The following is a 19,028-nucleotide window of genomic DNA, read 5'->3' as shown; positions in this document are numbered from 1 at the left end:
AGCAGATATTTGTTGCGCGCCTGTCGCCCTGGGTCGTAAATTCCAGGGCGATGGATGTTTTGCTCAGTACGCGAGCGCCTGACACGACTTCTTTGAAGCGGTCAGGAGCCTACGAATGGGCGAAGTGAACCTTCCTCCCACGATGCCCAGTTCCAACGACATGGACTCGAACGAGATGCTGTCGCCAGCCACTCGTAACCACCATCGACCTGATTGATGGAGCACAGGTCGCGGTGTAGAACGCGGTGCCGATTGCCCAGTTGCCGTGCCCGATGTTCTGGTCCAGCTCCTCTACGCTTTAGCAGCCGACGAAGCTGTGCGGGGCTGAAGCGGGCCGATATCGAGATCGGCGGGAGTCGAAAGCCTGTGCAACGCCCCGAGCAGCAGACCGAGTTGGCGCATGGTCGCCATGGTCGCCCCGCGAACCTCACGTAAAAGGTCACCACGCAACCGCGCTGACGACAGGCTGCTTCGCCGCCGTCGCGGGGGCCTGTGCGTGCCGAGAACTCCATCCGTGCAGGTGGGAGGCCGCAGGGAGGTACCCCAGCCAGTGCTGCATCCTGACGTACGGCAGTGACCAGTACTGCGGCACCATGATCATCCGTGCTGCTTCGATTCGCCTACCTCGCGGTCACGAACGCGTTCGCCGCGTTGCGGCTGCTGCCCCTGAGTGACCGTGCCAAGGAGGTCGAGATCCTGGCCCTGCGCCACCAGATCACCGTCCTCGAACGACAGCTGGGTGACCGGCGGCCGCGGTTCACCGCGCCCGAACGTGCCCTCCTCGCAGCCCTGCTGCACCCGCTGCCGCGCGGTGTGCTCCGTCGGCTGCGGCTGACCGTGCACCCCGACACCGTCCTGCGCTGGCACCGCGACCTGGTCCGCCGCCGACACGCGAAGGCTTCTCAGCGCAAACGCCCCGGACGACCGCGCACCGTCCACTCCATCCGCGTCCTCGTACTCCGGCTCGCCCGGGAGAACCCGACCTGGGGCTACCCCCGCATCCACGGCGAACTCGCCCTGCTCGGCATCCGCGTCGCCGCGTCCACCGTCTGGGAGATTCTCAAGACCGCGGGCATCGATCCCGTACCCGAACGCGGCACCACCACGTGGGCCGGCTTCCTCCGCCCCCAGGCCGACGCCATCCTGGCCTGCGACTTCTTCGAGACTGTCACGCTGACCGGGCAGCGCCAGTACGTGTTCGCGGTCATCGAGCACGCCACCCGCCGGATCCGCGTCCTCGGCAGCACACCGCACCCAACCGCCGCGTGGGTCACCCAGGCCGTCCGGAACCTCGTCATGGACCTCGACGACGCCGGCACCAAAGCGGCGTTCCTCATCCGCGACCGGGACGCCAAGTTCCCGGCACTGTTCGACCAGGTCCTCGCCGACACCGGGATCCGCACCGTCCTCACCGCGGTCCGCACCCCGCGCATGAACGCCGTCATGGAACGCTGGGTCCGCACCTAGCGCCACGAACTCCTCGAGCGCACACTCATCTGGAACCAGCGCCACCTACTCCACGCACTACGCCAGTTCGAACAGCACTACAACCAGCACCGGCCGCACCGGACGCTCCACCAGGCGGCGCCACTACGCGCACTGCCCGAGCCGATCACCAATCCCGACCAGCTGGCACGGCTGCGGATACGCTGGCACGACCGACTCGGCGGCACCATCCACGAATACCGACATGCAGCTTGACCTGCGCGGATGGGGTTTTCGGCACCCGCAGGGTTGGCTGACGCAGCAGGCCCCGGGCCTACCCCGCTTTGTTGGGATTCGCCGGACCTCAGCCTGCCCGGCGCTCTATGGTGCGGGCATACCGCGTGCCATGCCGCGGTCACGAGAGGAGGGCCTCTGTGTCATCGCTTTGCGACCCTCAGCATGCGCCCGTCGGCGACGTCGGCGCCGCGCTCCTGATGATCGACTCCCGGCTCAAGCAGATCTACGACGGCAGTGTTGAAGCCGACCCCGAGCAGCAGGCGCTGGTCGATCAGTTCATCGCGTCCCTGGACGCCGCGGAAGCCGAAGCCGTGCTGGACGGCACATGCACGCTCATCTTCATGTTCATGAAGTGGCTGCGGGCCGCCTACGAGGACCACGACGAGGACGTGATCGAGGTCGTCGTGTCCAACCTTGTGGCCTCGATGCGGATGATGCCCAAGAGCTTCCGCTCCGAGACCATCCCGACGATGGCCGGCCTACTCGTCGCCGCAGCGAACGGTCTGAGCCCCAATCTGTGGCGCGAGCAGTTTGGCGACTGGACCCAGGACGAGATGAATCCCTTGGAAGCCACTACCGTCCTGCTCGCGGAGCACGTCAACCGCATCACCGACGACCAGACCTTCGCCGCGAGGATGATCGCTGACGTCCTTGCGAGGCAGGTTTGCGACTGACACGGGGTGTCCGCGGGCCCGTGGTACTCGCGGACTGGGTATGCCCCGGGGCAATGCAGACAGCTACGAGTTCATGATCGGATTTGCTAGGCGCTGCAGTAGACGGTGAAGCTACCCCTGGTGACGGTGTGAAGGTACGACTGGGCGCCGGCGAGTACTCGAAGGTGTTCGGCGGTGCAGGCTTGAGCGGATAGGCCCGGTTGGGCCAGTACGGTGTGAAATCGAGGCTTGAGTTGCGGCGCGAGCTGCCGGATCCTGTAGAGCTCTTCAATGTCGCCGACTTCGTAGGGGCTCTTGCCGGTGCGCGATTTGTAGTCGCGGGCTCGTCGGTCGAGGTGGTGCAGGAGAGCGTCGAAGCCGCCCTGGCGCCACTTGGCGCCTCGGATTGCTTGGCCGGTGAGCTCGTACAGGTCTGCCAGTCGAGCGCCAGGCTTCGGGTCCGAGGAGTACTTGCAGTGGACCAATGTGACGCTTAGCTCGCCATTGTGGAGCTTGATTCCGACGAGGTCCGCGGCTTCGCCGGCGCGGTCATCGTCGAGTAGCACATTGAATTCCTGTGCTGTCTGCAGGTAGGCCGACATGAATGCCTGGATGGAGTCGGCGCGGCGTTCGGGACCCTGCGACTCCTTTTGAAGGTCCACTCCGGCCCAGGTCAAGACCCGCAAGAGGGCTCGATCATAAGGGAGTTGATCGTAGCGAGGAGCGTGGAGCCGGCTCTGGGCGGTGATCATGCGGTCGCCTTCGAGGAACAGGCTGGGCTTGTGTCGACTGAACCAGTCAGCGAGTGGGGTGCGCTGTCGAGTCGTGACCACTTCCGCGTCGTCACCGACAGGGCTGTAGGCGAGACCTGCTGCGGTGAAGTCTCCGCGATACCGGAGGCGCCAAGCCGGCGTGACCAAGGAGAAGAGGAACGGGCCGGTGGAAGAGAAGTCGTCGACGGCCAAGTCGACATCGGCTACTGGGTAGGCGGACCCCGCGTAGGAGATCGAACGGCTAGAGCCAGTGCCTAGGAAGAGCTCCCACGGCCACTCCAGGGCGAGCAGGACGTAGGGGGGCCGTTCGGTGAGATCCTGAGGGATGACGAATCCTTCGAGGATGTCATCCAGACTGATGCTGTCGTCGAGGAGCTTCGCCCCCTGCGCATCGCACCAGTCGGTCCAGGACTTCAAGTTGGGGGCCGTCCTCATCGACCAGAATCGGCCTGAAACCGCCGCGCTGATCGTGACCTTCTCGCCCTCGTCGTAGCCGGAAGTGGCGATGTGGGTCTGGCTCTTTCCCTGCTTGTCTGCCGTGTTCAGCGCCTCATTGACGTCGCTTCCTACGTGCATGGAGAAGCGGTTGAAGTGACTGCGGGCATCCAGAAGACCGATGTTGGTCGGAATGAGTCGATCCAACCGGGCCAAGACGCGGAGAGCCGTTGGTCCTTCAATACGCTGGCTCTCGGCGCCGAGAACTGCCTGTGCTAGTTCGGCGAAGTGACTGCTGTTGTGGGAGCCATGAACGAAGAGGACTCGTTGGCTTCGATTGAAGTACATGATCACGAGTTCGTAGGTGGTCTCCTCTAGCGCATGCGCGGCTCCCCAGCTCACGCCGTCTCTGTGCTCAAGAACGAACCACGCCACCGACGAGCTCGCATTGGTGGCGATGTTCGCGCCGAGGACGCGGTCCGCGCCATAGACCGACAGGGCGCGATCCGGGTCCCACTCTCGTGTGGGCGCCCGGTGGGCGATGGCGCTCATCTTGGGTTCCAGAACGGCGACGGAGACTTCGGGTGGGCCGCCGACGAAAGACGCTTCGAACTCGCCGATCGCCTCGACCGCGCTGCTGGCCCGTTCGGTGACGTCGTGCAGGATGAGGTTCCAGTCGGCGTCCTCGCGAAGGAGATCGCGCAGCGGTGCCAGGGCTACCGATGGGTCTCGGCCGACGAACACGGATGCCGTACCGATCTTGGAGTCGCCTGTCGATCGGGTGAACCGCCCAATGAACTGGATCATGGGGCTGAGGCTCTTCTTCACGTCGTGCAGGGCAGCGATTTTCAGAGCCGGGAGGTCGAACCCTTCGCCCAGCATGTCGACGCAGACGACAATGCGACAGGACCGGTCATCGAGGGATGCCAGTGCTTGCTTGCGGCGCCGTGCTGGGAGGCGTTCGTGCAGGACTGCCGGGCCGAGATCAGGAGCTTCTCTCCGGTAGAGCTCGACGATTTCCTCGGCACGCGCGATGCTCTTGGCCCGGGCCATCAGGATGTGGTCGTAACCGTCTGCAAGGTCTCGTCGTAGCCGCTCTACCGCGAGCTGCGTCAATATCGCGTCGGTGCTCTCCAGGTTGAGTACAGCGCGGTAGTCGATCGTGGTGAAGTAGCCATCCCTTTGGGCTTCGCGCAGAGGAAACCGGAAGATCGTCCGCCCTGGCAAGGCCCGCCCGTCTTCGCGAAACGGGGTAGCTGTGAAGAGCAGGACGCTCCGTCCAGTGAAGCCCTCAATCACGCTGGTCCAGCTGGCGGCTGGCGCGTGGTGCGCTTCGTCGACGATCAGATGGGAGAAAGACTCAAGCAAGACGTCCCGCGCCAGCGGATCACATGCGTGGAGGGCATGAGGAGTAGCCACGACTACGTTGCAGGCAGCCCCGAACGCGGCCGCGCTGGCAACGTCCTTGAACCCGTGCTCAAGGCGTCCCACGCACGGTCTCAGAACGTCGGGCGTGACGATCTCGAACTTCTGCAGGACGCCGAGTGTCTCGAATTTCCTGGCGATCTGGTCGCGCAGTGCGCTGCTCGGCACGAGCACCAGGAGCTTTGCCGGCCGGCTGGCGACCAGCAATGCCAGCATCGTCTCGGTCTTGCCGGTGCCGGTGGGCATGACCACCACACCGGGGTCAGGGATCCCTGATGACCAGTAGCCCAGCACGGAGTGCAGCGCACCGATCTGCGGACGTCGCAGACTGTGTTCGTCAGTGTGGGGGCGAAATCCGATCCCATCTACGAAGGAGTCCAGCACCGTGTTCGGGCTCAGGAGCGCCTTGTCACCCAGCCACGTGACCTGCCCTGTACCCGTGCGGACTGTGGGGATGAGCGCCGTGAGCTGGTCGCCAGTGCTGTTCCCGGCGCGAATAGCTGGCCAAGACCCAAACTGGCCTGACACCGCCAGCTGGCCTTCCGGGCCTTCTTCCACCCTTAGAGATCCGCGTGGGACCAGCAACTGTCCGACTCGGTTGCCTTCGAACGTTTCGGGCCTTGCCCACACATTGGCACTGTTCACATGCAACGCTTGCGCACCTGCCCACAGCAATAGCCCTGGCCGATCGCGCAGAGCGCGGGCTGTCCATGTGCCGTCGAAATCAAGCCTAGCCAAGCGGCTGCCGGACTCCGGGCATCCACGAGGCGTGGCGTAGATGCGATTGCCCTACCTGCTGTGCAGCAGGTACAGCGGCCTGTCGGCCACCGCTGGATCGTGTGCGTGGTTGCGAAAGCGTCGATCTACCCGTGCTGGAGGCAGCGTCCCCGGTCCGAGGATTGGCTGGCGTTCCCCTGGGAGAGGGAACGCTGTAGAAGGTTGCGCACGACGATCGATCGGGGGATCGGCATGGATCTAGAGTTCGTGGCTGTCGACGACAAGAGCGAGGGCGGCACCTGCCCGACGATCTGGGTCGACAAGGACACGGGGAACTTCGTCTTCCAGGGCTTCGACGCGCCGGCCGACATGTTGGCGGCCTGCCTGGCCCAGGGGCCGGTTCCCGAGGGTGAGTCGGTGGTGCATCTGCCTCGTCATATGGCGGACGCGATCAGGAGGGCGTGCGAGCTTGCCGAACGTGCGGACGTGGGATGAGTTGTTCGAGGGCTGCCAGTTCGAGGCTGTGCATCTCGAACTGCGCGACCTCTACAACGTCGACGACGAGTACTTCGCGGACTGGCGCGCAGGGCGCCTGACCGCGGAGACGCACTCGGGGCGGTGGAGCGACTTCTGCTCCACCGTGGCGGCGGCAACCGGGAGGGGCGTCCAGGTCCGCCGGCTGCGCGTGGTGAGCCTGCCCGCCTCTGACTACATCCGGTACGAACACGCGGGTACACCCGCCACGATCCGATCGGGTGAAGAGGTTCGATGGCTGGACCGCGGCGCGGCGCCGGATGTGCAGGTGCCGGTGAACGACCTGTGGGTCTTTGACCGGTCGCTGGTGCGCTGGAACATCTTCGACGGTGACGACCGATTTCTGAGGTTCGACGACGTCGAAAACAAAGAGCTGGCCGCGCGGATCGTCGACTCGTTTGACGCGGCGTGGAAACGCGGCGTCCCCCACGAGGACTTCGTGATCTGACTGCGCTGCCCCCTCCGTGATGACCCGTTCCCCGTCGACCAGTGCGCAGCAGGCCCGCGTGGCACTGGCCACCCGGCTCGCCCAGATCATGCGGGACGCCGGCCTCAAGGGTGCCCATGTGGCACAGGCCGCAGGGTGGCATGAGTCCAAGTCCAGCCGGATCATCACCGGAACCACCCTGCCCAGCCCCGCGGACATACGGCTGTGGTGCGAGATCTGCGGCGTCCCCGAGCAGGCAGAGGACCTCATCGCGCAGGCGCTCGCCGCTGAGTCGATGTACGTGCAGTGGAGGCAGCGTGAGCGGGCCGGGCTGCGGAGCATCCAGCAGTCCTACGTGCCGTTGTACGAACGCACCCGGCTGTTCAGGCAGTACTCGTCCACTCTGGTCCCCGGGTTCCTCCAGACCCGCGACTATGCCGCAGCACTGCTGACCGCGATCGCGACGTTTCGGGGCATGCCCAACGACGCCGAGGCGGCTGCGGCGGCTCGGGTGGAGCGTTCGCGGATCATCCGCGAGGGCCCACGGCGCGGCGTGTTCCTCATCGAGGAAGGCGTCCTGCGGAACCGCATGGGTGACGCGGCCACGATGGAGGCCCAGCTCGGATACCTGATCGCAGCGGCGAGCCTGCCCTCCCTGTCGGTCGGCATCGTCCCGTTCACCGCCGACCGCTCGGGTACGTGGACCGTCGAGACGTTCACCATCTACGACGACAGCAGCGCCCATGTGGAACTGCTCGGTGCCGAGGTCACCGTCACCGCGCCGACGGAATTGCGCTCCTACGCAGCCATGTTCGACGCCTACCTGCGCAAAGCCGTATTCGGCGAGCAGGCCCGTGCACGCATCGTGGAGGCCATCGAAGCCCTCGCGCGGTGAATTCGTGCAAGGTCGTAGAAGGTTGTGGAGCACTGAGATCCGCAACCGCCACTGTGGGTCACATGCCAGACACCAGCCGCGTGCACCCACCGCGCATCACCTGGCCGTCGTCCCAGGGGCTGCGGTGTCAGGTGTACACGGTGCACGCGGACGGCTCTACATCTCCTGGCGCGGCCCGTGACCGGAAGGCGACCCCTGCGTTCCCGCTGGCGGAGCCGTTCCGGGACTGCCGGTGTCCGCGCTGTCGACCGCAACAACCAGTGCTTGACGCATCGGAGGGGAACGTACGTGATCATCCAGGAGTGGTACGACGAGGAGAAGGAAGGGCTCGCGCCGTCGCAGCGCGAGGTACTGCCGCGGTTCGAGCGGACGCGTGAGCTGCGCGCCTACAGCGACATCATCCCTGGGCTGCTCCAGACCGGCCCGTACATCGAGGCGATCCTCGCGAACGTCCAGACCGAGCGACGCGACTACGGCATCCGGGACGTGGCCGAAGCTGTGCAGGCGCGTCTGGAAAGGGCGCGGCTGCTCGACGCTCCGGACAAGTCGTTCAGTTACCTTTTGGAGGAGGTCGGGCTCTACGCGGCAATCTGCGACCGGAAGACCCTCCTGGACCAGTTCGAGGCGCTCAAGGCCGGCATGGAGCGGCCCAATGTGGACGTAGGGATCATCCCGCAGGGCACGGGCCGACGGAGCACGATCTCGGAGAGCTTTCACCTGTTCGACGACGCATGCGTCAGCGTCGAACTGATCGCCTTCTACCTGATGTTCGATGAGCCCGAGAAGATATCGGCCTACCGCCAGCAGTTCGAGGCGTACTCGGCGATGGCGGTCCGTGGGAATGAGGCGTTGGCGCTCATCGACAAGGCCGCGGCGGTACTCGGCGGTGTCTGATGGCGACGCGTACCTTCACCGCAGCGCAGATCCAGCGTCGCCCCGAGGCCATCGCCCGTCGGCAGCTTCGGATCTCGGGATCTCGGTCTCCGCATTGCGAACGTTGACGGGTCACGGCTGGATGGTGCCAGGCAATGGCCGTGGTGCTGCAACACCCCAAGGCGTGCGCGGCTCCGCGTAAGCGCAGCAGCGGCATGCGAAGCAGGTCCGGGCCAGATGAGTTCGACCCATGAAGGAGCAAGGGGCGTCCGGCTAGTTCCCGGACAGTGGCCGTGGCGTGGTTACGTTCTCAAGGCCTTGCCCTGGATGTCATCGAGGAGGTGCCGCCATGCCGCTGCTGCGTGGAGCTGCACGGGTCCGCTGAGCTTGCTGTCGCGCACCCCGGTGTAGTCACCAATCGCCGCTGCCTCAACGCAGTTGGACCCGCCGTCGCTGTAGCTGCTCCGGACCCAGGCCGCGGAGTTGGTGTCCACGTCGTGCTTGAACATGCTGCTGTGCACCTATTCCTTCGTGAACTCGGTGATGGTCTTGATGGATTGCCTGGGTGATAGCGCGACCGACTTGAGGTGGTCGAAGGCGATGTTGTAGCGCGACACGGCGGGCGGCTCCTCCAGGTAGACCGTGGAGGTCAGGTGGTTCACGGTGACGACGTCCGGTGCCCCGTCGAACGTGAGGATAGCGAAGCCGCCGTCGAGCCCTGCGTGCGCGCCGGCGCTGTAGGGCATCACCTGCACGGTGAGGGTGGGGAGAGCGGTCGCCAGCTCGACGATGCTCTTGAGCTGCGTCCGCATGAGCGCTGGGTCGCCCACCGTGCGACGAAAGACACCCTCGTCGATGACGGTCCATAGGCGCAAAGGACGTTCGGCCCGTGTAAGAACGTCTTGTCGCGCCAGCCTGACCTTGACGGCGTCTTCGACCTGTGCGGCGGTCTCCCACTCGCGACTGGCGTCGATCACGGTTCGCGCGTAGTCCTCGGTCTGGAGCAGTCCCGGAATCAACAGCGGGCAGTAGGAGCCGATTTCGAGGGCCTCGTTCTCCATGCTGATGTAGTCGCGGTACGGGTCGTTGATCAGGCCGTCGTACTCCTGCCACCAGCCTGGTCTGTTCGCCTCCCGTGCGAGGGCTACGAGTTCATGGCGCCGCCGGTCGTCCTGACCGATCTTGTACTGGTCGAAGATGTAGGGAAGGTCCCGTGCGCGCACCATCTGGAGTCCGCGCTCGATTCTGCTCAGCGAACTCGGGGCGCGTTCCAGGAGTACGGCTGCGGGTTCCAGCTTGAGTCCGGCCTCGCGGCGCATCTGGCGTAGTTCCAGGCCGAGGCGCCGTGCGCGAACCGTTGGCGTTCGGCGACGCATGGCGGGCTCCTTCCCCGATTCCGCCGCTTGTGCCGACCACCCTAGCGGCAACTCTCGGTAGTGGAACCAGAACACGGAAACTTCCACTCAGACGGAAATTTCCGCCCGACACGCTTGCGTGGTGGAACCAGCGGGGTGTTCGCTTGCGATGTCACCAATCGCGCCTACATGATCACTGAAAGTGATCTTGGAGGGGCGGCATCGACCGCAGCCGAGGGAGTGCTGCTCATGTCACGCGCATCTACCGACACCCGCTACCGGCACGAGTTCGCCCCTACGGTTGAGGCCGTTCCCGCCGCCCGATACGCCGTGCGCGCGATCTGCAGCATGCACGGAGTGGACTCGGACGGACCGGAGTTGGCGGTGTCCGAACTCGTCACGAACGCGCTCAGGCACGCCCGGATCGCCGACTATGTCGGTGTCTTGGTCGAGGTGACCGACCGAGCGCTGGACCTCGACGTGTCGGACCCGGCTCCCGCGCTGGCCCCGCAGTTGGATCGTCCGGCGCCTGCGGACGACGCGGTTCAGGGGCGCGGCCTGCTGATAGTCGCGGCGGTGAGCGATCACGTGAATGTCTTCGTGTCCGACGACCGAAAGCACGTGCGGGCACGGTTCAACCGCTGACGCCCTGCGGTCTCTTGGCCGGGATCTTCGGCGGGCGCCGCTGGGCGAGCCGCCACCTCGGCGCATCGACGCCGAGGGCTGGTCCAGACGCGCAGACCGTCAACACCGGCCGAATGGCCATGCGTTCGCAACGCGAGGTGTTGCGAACTCGTTCCAGCCCGCCGGCGCGGACCCGACTCCTCGGAGGCCAGTCATGACCGCAGCCCCAGTCATCGCAGGGGTACACGCCATCGCAGTGCGGCCTGGACGTCCGCTCTCCGGTTCGGTCTCGGTCGACGGGTCGAAGAACGCCGCGTTGCCACTCCTGGCGGCCGCGGCGGCGGTGCGCCGCCCGGTGCAGGTGGACCGTGTGCCCGCCATCGGCGATGTCGAGCACTTGTTGTCGATGCTGGCCGTAGGCGGCTTCCAGATCACCCGGCCCGTCGACCGCGCCCAAGCCATCGTCGTCCGGCCCGGAGCGCGCCCCGACGCCGGGCATCCGAGTTTTGCCCAGGCGGCCGCCATCCGCGCTTCGTACTACCTGGTCCCTGCACTGTTGGCTTCGTTCGGGCAGGCTCGCTTGCCGTGGCCCGGCGGCTGCGCCATCGGTGACCGCGGTATGGACCTGCATTTCGATGTGTACAGCGCGTTCGGTGATGCCGTAGCCATCGACGAGTACGGCTACCAGGTGACCGCCACGCCGAATGTGCCGACCACCGTGCGTATCGATCTGCCGTTCCGGTCGCGAGGGGCGAGCGTGGTGGCTGTGTTGCGAGCGATCGTCTCAGACACCCGTCTGATCCTGGGAAACCCAAACCAATCCCCGGAGTTCGTCGGCATGTGCATTGCCCTTCGCGCCGCCGGATGGCAGATCGATACCGATACCGGACAGCTCGTGCTAACCCCGCACCCGGCCGAAGCGCCGCCCCGGCTGGCCTGGACGGTCGCAGGTGACAAGGTCGAGGCCGCCACGCTGGCCTGTGCGGTCGCCGCGACGGGAGGCAGCGCCCGGATCGAGGGCGTGTGCGGCGCGGACGTTGCTCCGGTAGCCGATGCGCTCAACAGGCTCGGCATCCCTACCCAGTGCGTGGCAGAGGGCCTGCTGGTTCATGCTGCCGACGCTCACCCCACCGGCGCACCACTGCGCGCGGTCGCGTCTTTGGAACCGGGGGGACTTGATGCGGACTTCGAACCGGCACTGATCGCCCTGGCGCTCGGCCAGCGTGGTACCCACCTGTTCGCCGACGACATCAACCCCGGCCGCCATGGGAACCTGCTGCCTCAACTCGCGCGCCTCGGTGCGGATATCGAGGAGCTGTCTCCCACGCGGTGCCGCCTGACCGGGCCGCAGAAGTTGGTTGGCGCCCGACTGGCAGCGACCGACATCCGCACTGGTAGCGCCGTACTCATCGCCGCGTTGAGCGCCCACGGAGCCTCGACGGTGACAAACCTCGATCAACTCCGCCGCGGTCATCCCGACTTGCCAGCCAAGTTGCGTCAACTTGGCGCGGACATCACTCCGATCGAGGTCGGGGTGAACCGGTGAGTAATCGACGCTTAGCGCGGATCGTCGCCACAACAGACGTGCACTCCTCATTCGACGACGCTGCCCCGATGCTTGCTTACCTTCACGCCGCACGGTCCGAAGCGCTCATCGCTGACTGCGGCGACTTCTTCGAGGGATCCGGCTACTACCGGCTCGGTCACGGCGAAGTCGAACGGCAGATACTGCACACGCTCTACGACGTTGTTGCGCCGGGCAATCACGGCTGGAAACACCACTTCGAGCCCATTCTCCGGAACCTCACGGTGTGCGCCAACGCCGTCGACCGCTCTGGGCGCTTGCTGTTCGCGCCAGTGCGGTTCTTCACCATCGCCGGAGTCAGGACCGCTGTGACTGCGGTCATCAGCCCCCAGGCGTTCGATGCCATCTCGGGCGCCGACCGCGCTGGTCACGAAGTCGCCGAACCCGTCAGCGCGCTTATGCGTCTGTTCACTGCGCATCAGGAGCGGGCCGATGCATGGGTCGTGCTGTCCCACTCCGGGTTCGCCAACGACCTTCAGTTGGCCGACAGGTGTGGGTTCCTCGACGTGGTGTTCGCCGGGCACTGCCACAGTCCCTTGCACGGGCCCAGCCGCGTTGGCGGCACCGTCGTGGTCAAGGGACCGGAACTCGCGACCGGCTGCGCGATCGCCGAGCCCCACGCGGGCGGCTGGACCGCGACACCGACACCGTTTCCCCGCACCGTCGTCGTTCCGCCCCCGCTGGCCGGCTTCAGTCGGCAACTCGGCGTCCTGCACAGCCGCTTAGCTGCACCACTAGGTCAGCTCGCCCCGGTATGGCGGGCTCAGACGCCAGACCGCGCGGTGCTGACGGCGGCAGCGGCTGCCGAGATCGGCCACCGGTTCGCTGCCCCGGCCGTCCTCAACGAGACTTCGCTCCGCCTCACCCGGCTCGGGAACGTACTGCGCCTTGGTGACCTCCTCACGCTCGAACCCTTCGGGAACCGGCTCGTGCACGCACGATGGCCCACCGATCCCGGGCAGCGCGCCAACTTGCTCGCCCGCCTCACCAAACGCGCGGGACCAATGGTCACCTGGCCCGCGCCGGTGCCCGACGGCAGCAACAAAGTCGTCACCACGGGCTACCTCGCCGAGGCCATCGCGGACGAGTACGGCGGTCGCCCCCTCGACGCCGGGCTGTCCCTCGGCCAACTGCTGCGTCTCGTCCTGACCGCACCAACCCCGACGGGAGACCCGTCATGATCCTCACCGGCCCCGAGATCACTGCCGCCGCGCACGACGGCCGTCTGCGAATCGTCCCGTTCGAACCCGAACAGGTGAATCCCAACAGCTACAACGTCCGACTGGGCCCGACCCTGCTCACCTATACCGGACCCGTCATTGATGCCCACCGTCCCAACCCCACGCGTGCACACGACATCGACCCAGTCGACGGATTCGTCCTCCAACCCGGTGAGCTGTACCTCGGCCACACCATCGAGGAGGTCGGCTCCGATACCTTCGTGCCCTTGCTGTTCGGCCGTTCCTCGGTCGGCAGGCTCGGGCTATTCGTGGAGATCACCGCGCCGATCGGCGACATCGGCTTCCATGGGCAGTGGACCCTGATGCTCTCCCCGGTCCGGCCGTTGCGGGTGTACGCGGGCATGAAGATCGGGCAGATCATGTTCTTCGTCGCCGTCGGCCCCATCGCCTTGTACGAAGGCAAATACCAGGCCGCAACGGGGCCACAACCCTCTGCCTACTGGCGCGACCGGCGTCCTGCCCGATCGGTGGCATCGTGATCCTCACCCGAGGCGCCATCGTGGCAGGCATCGCCTCTGGCGAGATCACGATCGACCCATACACCCCCGAACGGCTGTCGCCGAACGCCTACGACTGGCGGCTCGGCCCACTGCTGCGCTCCTGCCATGGTGACCTCGATGCTGCCGCCCCTACCGAGTTCATCGAACAGCGCATCGGCGACGACGGGATCGTCTTGCGTCCAGGGGTTCTCTACCTCGGGCACACGCTGGAACGCACCGGGTCTGAGCGGTACGCGCAATTCCTTAACGGCGACCGAACTCTCGGCGCGCTGGGCATCTGGGTGCACGTGTCGGCACCCCTTGGACACGCTGGCCACGCGATCCAGTGGACGCTCGAGATCCGTGCCGCTCGCCCTGTTCGCATCCACCCGGGCATGACCTTCGGAAAGCTGGTCTTTCTCCAGACGTTCGGCGCTGCGGCCAGCTACCAGCTCCTCGGTCTGAAGTACACGGCCACCAACGGCATCGACACCTCACGCCTCTACGAAGAACTGGAACGACGGGACGACGGAGCCCACCGATGAGCAGCAGCCCCCACGCATCGATCCCGGTCGCCACTGCCCTCGACCTGCCCGCGGGCAGCCCCGGCGGCAGCGTCGAACTGTTCCTCGACCTGTACACCGGCCCGACCCCGCGAATCCAGGCACATGCCTTTATGCTCACGCCGCCGACCAACCCACCACGCACGCTCAAGCCCGGCCTGCAGTTGCTGTCTGTCGACGGGAAGAGCACCGACGGCGCGGCCTACCACGCCTACGTCGCCAAGCTTTCCGCCGCGCTCGCCGCCGCTGTCAAAACCGCGGACATCGGCATGGTCCACCTCCAGCACCTGACCTACGGCGCAGCGCCGGCCCTGATCCGAGCACTACCCAGGCATCCCCGAATCGCCTTGGTCCACGGCACCGACCTGCTCGTCGCCGCCGCCAACCGCACCCAAGCCCGAGTGCTCCGCGAGACCGTCAACGCAGCCCGCCAAATCGTGGTTCCCACCGCCGCGATGGCCGACCGGTTGCTGCCGTTAGCGCCGACCACTGCCCGCGCCCGCATCGTGCAGATCCCGTGGGGCATCCCCGAGGGCCTGATCACGAATCCGCCGCCGCGTCCAGCACGTACCCTCCATGGCCGACTACGCATGCTGTATGCCGGTCGACTCACAGGAGAGAAGGGCGCAGAACAACTGCTGCGAGCCCTGGCCCTCGCTCAAGGCGTCGAGGTGAGCATCGCTGCGCCGCCTGCCGAATACCGAGCCCTCGCCCCGCAACTGCGCCATGCGCGAGTACGCCCACATTACCTCGGCTGGCTTCCGCGCCGGCAGTTGTGGCAGGTGTTCGCCGATCACGATGTCCTCGCGATGCCCTCCACCACCCTGGAAGCCATGGGCCTGGTAGCCCTCGAAGCCCAAGCCTGTGGGCTGCCGGTCCTCTACCAGCCCGTCCCCGGCCTCAACGAGACCCTCCGAGGCACCGGGCTGCCCACCGATTTCGCCAACGCCACCGGCCTCGCCCGCGACCTCGCACGCCTTCAGACCAGTCCCGGCCTGCTTGACGCACTCCGTGAATCCGGGCGTCGCAACGCTGCCCGATACCCCCTCGGTGCCACGGCCGACGCGCTGAACACGCTGGGTCAGCAATACGCCTGAACCGTCACTAGGCTGACCATCAGGGACGACCCGGCGAACAGGGAGACCATGACCCTCAGCACCGACCGCATCGAGGAACTGCTCCAGCGCGGGCTCCAAGACAACGTCTATCCGGGGGCCGTCTGGGCTGTCGGTGACGCCCTTGGCACGCAGGCCCGCGGCACCCTCGGTGTCCTAGACCCTGCCGAGCCCGACCTCCCGATGCGCCCTGACACCCTGTTCGACGTCGCCAGCCTCACCAAGGTCATTGCCGTCTGGGCATCTATCGGTGTCCTGTGGGAGGACCGCGCGCTGCCTCTCGACGACGACCTGGACGCCTTCTGGCCCGAGGTCGAAGGCCACCCGCTCGGCGGCGTCACCGCACGCCACCTGCTCACCCACACCGCCGGAGTCCCGCTCCGCGCCAACCTGAAGAACCTCTACGGCACCCACCCCGCCGCCATCCGTCAAGGCGTACTTCACGAAGCCCTGCACCGGCCTCCCGGCGAGGCCGTCGAGTACACGGACCGCGCGGCCCTGATCCTCGGCTACCTCGCGGAATACCTCTCCGGCATGCCGCTGGACCAGCTCGCTCGTACCCGCGTCTGGCAGCCGCTCGGCATGACCAACACCCGCTTCGGCCCGCTGCCGGCCGACACTGCTGCCCGCTGCGCACCGACCGAACTGGACGACAAGACCGGGATTCACCTCAAAGGCACAGCACACGACTTCTCGGCCCGTCTGCTCGGTGGCGTATGTGGCATCGCCGGCGCATTCTCAGACCTCGACGACCTCGCGGCGTTCCTGCAATACATGCTCGATCCCGCAACAAGCGGCCATTGCCCGGGCTTCGGCCCGGCGTGGATCGCGGAATCGCTGGCGGTTCACACCGGCGATCTCGAACCGGTACGCGGACTTTTCTGGCTTCCTGCGCCGGGAACCGATCCCGCCGACGACACCTACGTCCACTACGGGTTCACCGGCACCGGCATGTGGATCAACCGTAAGCAGGATCGCTGGGCGGCGCTGCTCACCAACAAGCTCTACTACTCCCGTGATCGACAGCCGCTGACCGACATCCGCAACGCCTTCCGTGAACTCGTCTTTGGATGATGGTTCGTGCGCAGTTGATCGGGTCAGGTCCTCAAAGGAGGCTGCGGACAGCCATCGGGAGACCAGCTACGTCATCGGAAGACACAGAGTGAGCAGTGCTCCCGCAGTAAGGAACGGCCCGAGAGGAACGGTGCGCGGCGACGGAGTAGGGCGGGCGACGACAACTACGCCAACCGCCCATACGGCCGCAGCCGCGAAGCCGATGAATAGCGCCGCCACTGGATACGTCCAGCCACAGCCGCCGAGGCAGAGCCCAATCACTCCGATCAGCTTGGCGTCGCCGCCGCCGAGGCCCGCGCCAGCGAGTGCCGCCGACGCGGCCACAGTGACCGCGATCGCGCCGCAGATGAGCGCGCGCTCGGTTCGCCACACGGGGCCGGTGCCAAGGCCCGCCGCGGCGAGCATGCCCAGGGTCAGCGAGGTCGCCGCGGTGAGTGCGCGGTTGGGCAGCCGTCGCCACCGCAGGTCCGTGTAGGCAAGGTAGGGGCTGACAGCGGCGAGGACGAGCGGCGGCCAGGACCACGGGCCCGTTCCTCGGCGGACGGCCACCAGAGCACACAGGGCGAGGCCGGCGGCGTACGCCGCCGCCGTTGCCGGGGCGGTGCCGCACGGCCGTGGTGCCTCGCCGGATCCGGGCGCCGCCCTCGGGCCTTCTGCGGGGGGCGGGGCGTTCACTTGAGTCCGATGGACGGGTAGCCGACGTGCAGACGCTTGCCGGTGACGAATTCGGAGGTGATGCAGGTGAGTTCACACGGCCCGTAAGAGGGGTGACGGACCAGGATCCGGACGGCGGTGTGGTGGGTCGTGGCGTACTCGGTCTGCCACAGCTGGGCGGCGTCCGGCAGCTGGACAAGCCGCTCCACCAGTGCGGTCACCGCGTGATTGCCGGGGTAGCGCAGCACGGTGGACTTGAGGTCGCCGACCCACAGGGCCCGGATTTCACCTAGGTTGGCGACGCGTTCGGCGGCGGTGGCGCCGAAGAACCACAGCACGACGTTGGCTTCGGCGCAGGCGGGGGCGTCGGTCAGGCCGGGGAACCAGTGTGCCGCGGCGGTGTTGCCAGCCAGGACGTTGCCGACGTGGTCGGTGACCACGGCGGGGTTCGGGTCGGTGCGCAGGACCAGGTCGATGTCGCCGTCCTCGGCGACGGGCGGGCTGCCGGGCACCGTGGGCGGGTGCCCAGTGGCGAGGAAGTACAGGTCGGCGCGTTGCTGTTCGCTCATGCGCAACGCCGTGGCCACGGCGTCCAGCAGTGCAGGGTGCGGCGTGCGGAGGCGGCCGTTCTCCAGGTCGGACCACCAGTGCGCGGACACCCCGGCCAGCCGGGCAGCGGCCTCCTGGCTCAGGCCCGGGCAGCGGCCGAACAATGGTCGGGCGAGGCCGACCTCCTCGTACGAAATCGCCTCTCGGCAGGACTTCAGCAGGCATCGGAGGCTGTCTTTGCGGACAGCCGTGGATCGGGTGTTCATCTCCACCCCCGTGGAGCGGGGCCGCGTGGCGTTGCTGCGCAGGGACGTGCGGTCCACGGCGCGGCCCGGGCGGGAACCAGGGAAACCGACGTCGTGCGCAAGGCGCCGTCGGCGTCGCAGGCCCGGCGCTCGGTGACGGCGCGCACGAAGAGCAACGCCGGGCAGTAACAGCCTCCCGGGGCTCAGGCCGCTCCCCAGGGACGGGAGAGGCGATGGGAGACATGAGTGCAGGAACCCCACAGCATGCATGAACGGGGGGTTCATGAACAGACTTGTCCATTACCAAAATTCGGTGACGGGGCCACTATGGCCCCACCGGTTCGTTGTCACGAAGTGACGGGCCGTCCGAGCCGCACGCCGCTCAAGGCAGGTGATGGCAGATGCCGCGCACCGCACCGAGAACCGTGGGAGTGCTGGCCGTGATCGTGCTGGTGTCCGTGGTCGGCTGCGATGGCGGTTCCTCGCCGCGAGGGCGGGCCCCGTCGCCGAGCTCGCCGGCGTCCTCGCTGCTTTCGCCTGGGACAGCGGGTCTCCCTAGGCCGACAAACCCCTCCGAAAGTGCTCCATCGGCCTCGTTGTCCATGCCGGACACGTCACGGACGACACCTGAGGACGCCGCATTGAACGTGTACAAGCAGATGTGGGCGGCCATGGTGCAGGCTGCTTCGATCCCGGATCCCGAACTCCCGGTCCTGGCGAAGTTCGCTTCAGGAGAGGCGCTTCGGAAACTGCGCTACTCGCTGGTTGTGGATCTCCAGTACGGATTCGTGACCAGGGGTCCTTTGCGGATCGCTCCGCAATCCACAGCGGTATCCCCGGGTGAGGTCCAGGTCACCGACTGCCTCGATGACTCGCAAGCGTTGAAGTACAAGTCTGATGGTTCTCTCAAGGACGACATCCCGGGTGGGCGCCATCAAGTCGAGGCCACGGTGACCCGAGCTGGCGCCGATTGGAAAGTCTCCGATTTGCATGTAAAGGAGACCGGTACATGCTGAACCGCTGTGGTCGTGCATCGCGCATCGTTGGAAGCACCCTACTGATTTGGGCCGTGACGAGCACCGCAACTTTC

18 protein-coding genes and 1 pseudogene are annotated in these 19,028 nt (G+C 66.5%); 14 read left to right on the top strand and 5 right to left on the bottom strand.

What is annotated here, in order from left to right:
• Positions 1-603: 603 nt before the first annotated feature.
• Both QI554_RS13515 and QI554_RS13510 read left to right on the top strand, forming a co-directional pair.
• Positions 604-1,701: pseudogene (locus QI554_RS13515) on the top strand (integrase core domain-containing protein).
• Between the two features lie 158 nt (positions 1,702-1,859).
• Positions 1,860-2,396, top strand: a complete 537-nt coding sequence (locus QI554_RS13510) for a hypothetical protein (protein WP_281469685.1) — start codon at positions 1,860-1,862, stop codon at positions 2,394-2,396.
• An 86-nt stretch (positions 2,397-2,482) separates the two neighbouring features.
• On the opposite strand, the gene QI554_RS13505 is transcribed toward QI554_RS13510, so the two are convergent.
• Positions 2,483-5,566: a DEAD/DEAH box helicase gene (locus QI554_RS13505; RefSeq protein ID WP_281469683.1), complete on the bottom strand. Its 3,084-nt coding sequence runs from the start codon at positions 5,564-5,566 to the stop codon at positions 2,483-2,485.
• Positions 5,567-5,947: 381 nt separating this feature from the next.
• Here QI554_RS13505 and QI554_RS13500 point away from each other — a divergent pair, with 381 nt between their 5' ends.
• From QI554_RS13500 to QI554_RS13485, 4 genes are all read left to right on the top strand, one after another.
• Positions 5,948-6,220, top strand: coding sequence for a hypothetical protein (locus tag QI554_RS13500; RefSeq protein ID WP_281469681.1), 273 nt, complete (start codon positions 5,948-5,950; stop codon positions 6,218-6,220).
• Positions 6,204-6,707, top strand: coding sequence for a DUF6879 family protein (locus tag QI554_RS13495; protein ID WP_343230784.1), 504 nt, complete (start codon positions 6,204-6,206; stop codon positions 6,705-6,707). Before QI554_RS13500 ends, QI554_RS13495 begins: the two co-directional genes overlap by 17 nt.
• Before the next feature lie 19 nt (positions 6,708-6,726).
• Entirely contained in the window at positions 6,727-7,581 is an 855-nt protein-coding gene (locus QI554_RS13490; RefSeq protein WP_281469677.1) for a helix-turn-helix domain-containing protein, read from the top strand.
• Positions 7,582-7,869: 288 nt separating this feature from the next.
• A complete protein-coding gene (locus QI554_RS13485; protein ID WP_281469675.1) occupies positions 7,870-8,475 on the top strand; it encodes a Scr1 family TA system antitoxin-like transcriptional regulator in 606 nt (201 codons plus the stop codon).
• A 281-nt stretch (positions 8,476-8,756) separates the two neighbouring features.
• Here the strand turns inward: QI554_RS13485 and QI554_RS13480 are convergent, their stop codons facing one another.
• Entirely contained in the window at positions 8,757-8,963 is a 207-nt protein-coding gene (locus QI554_RS13480; RefSeq protein WP_281469673.1) for a DUF397 domain-containing protein, read from the bottom strand.
• A 12-nt stretch (positions 8,964-8,975) separates the two neighbouring features.
• The gene (locus tag QI554_RS13475) at positions 8,976-9,830 is read right to left on the bottom strand and encodes a helix-turn-helix domain-containing protein (RefSeq protein ID WP_281469671.1); all 855 of its coding nucleotides are present in this window, start codon (positions 9,828-9,830) and stop codon (positions 8,976-8,978) included.
• A gap of 168 nt (positions 9,831-9,998) precedes the next feature.
• Here QI554_RS13475 and QI554_RS13470 point away from each other — a divergent pair, with 168 nt between their 5' ends.
• The 7 genes from QI554_RS13470 (at position 9,999) to QI554_RS13440 (ending at position 16,490) form a co-directional block, all read left to right on the top strand.
• The gene (locus tag QI554_RS13470; protein ID WP_281469669.1) at positions 9,999-10,454 is read left to right on the top strand and encodes an ATP-binding protein; all 456 of its coding nucleotides are present in this window, start codon (positions 9,999-10,001) and stop codon (positions 10,452-10,454) included.
• 193 nt (positions 10,455-10,647) lie between these two features.
• Complete coding sequence (locus tag QI554_RS13465) at positions 10,648-11,979, top strand: UDP-N-acetylglucosamine 1-carboxyvinyltransferase (RefSeq protein WP_281469666.1); 1,332 nt, start codon at positions 10,648-10,650, stop codon at positions 11,977-11,979.
• Positions 11,976-13,199, top strand: coding sequence for a metallophosphoesterase (locus QI554_RS13460; protein ID WP_281469664.1), 1,224 nt, complete (start codon positions 11,976-11,978; stop codon positions 13,197-13,199). The genes QI554_RS13465 and QI554_RS13460 overlap by 4 nt, the downstream gene beginning before the upstream one ends.
• Entirely contained in the window at positions 13,196-13,738 is a 543-nt protein-coding gene (dcd, locus tag QI554_RS13455) for a dCTP deaminase (RefSeq protein ID WP_281469662.1), read from the top strand. Before QI554_RS13460 ends, dcd begins: the two co-directional genes overlap by 4 nt.
• Entirely contained in the window at positions 13,735-14,283 is a 549-nt protein-coding gene (locus QI554_RS13450) for a dCTP deaminase (protein ID WP_281469660.1), read from the top strand. The genes dcd and QI554_RS13450 overlap by 4 nt, the downstream gene beginning before the upstream one ends.
• The gene (locus tag QI554_RS13445) at positions 14,280-15,398 is read left to right on the top strand and encodes a glycosyltransferase family 4 protein (RefSeq protein ID WP_281469658.1); all 1,119 of its coding nucleotides are present in this window, start codon (positions 14,280-14,282) and stop codon (positions 15,396-15,398) included. Before QI554_RS13450 ends, QI554_RS13445 begins: the two co-directional genes overlap by 4 nt.
• Positions 15,399-15,446: 48 nt before the next feature.
• Positions 15,447-16,490: a serine hydrolase domain-containing protein gene (locus tag QI554_RS13440; RefSeq protein WP_281469656.1), complete on the top strand. Its 1,044-nt coding sequence runs from the start codon at positions 15,447-15,449 to the stop codon at positions 16,488-16,490.
• Between the two features lie 66 nt (positions 16,491-16,556).
• Here QI554_RS13440 and QI554_RS43560 read toward each other — a convergent pair whose 3' ends face one another.
• Both QI554_RS43560 and QI554_RS13435 read right to left on the bottom strand, forming a co-directional pair.
• The gene (locus QI554_RS43560) at positions 16,557-17,039 is read right to left on the bottom strand and encodes a prepilin peptidase (protein ID WP_425527967.1); all 483 of its coding nucleotides are present in this window, start codon (positions 17,037-17,039) and stop codon (positions 16,557-16,559) included.
• Between the two features lie 122 nt (positions 17,040-17,161).
• Positions 17,162-17,959 (bottom strand): helix-turn-helix transcriptional regulator, encoded by a 798-nt coding sequence (locus tag QI554_RS13435; RefSeq protein ID WP_281469654.1) that lies wholly within the window; start codon positions 17,957-17,959, stop codon positions 17,162-17,164.
• A 620-nt stretch (positions 17,960-18,579) separates the two neighbouring features.
• On the opposite strand from QI554_RS13435, the gene QI554_RS13430 reads away from it, so the two are divergent.
• A complete protein-coding gene (locus tag QI554_RS13430) occupies positions 18,580-18,954 on the top strand; it encodes a hypothetical protein (RefSeq protein ID WP_281469652.1) in 375 nt (124 codons plus the stop codon).
• Positions 18,955-19,028: the final 74 nt, after the last annotated feature.

The sequence above is a fragment of the Yinghuangia seranimata genome, from assembly GCF_029953285.1.
GTDB classification, from domain to species: Bacteria; Actinomycetota; Actinomycetes; order Streptomycetales; family Streptomycetaceae; genus Yinghuangia; species Yinghuangia seranimata.
This window is presented reverse-complemented; position numbering and strand designations above follow the sequence as displayed.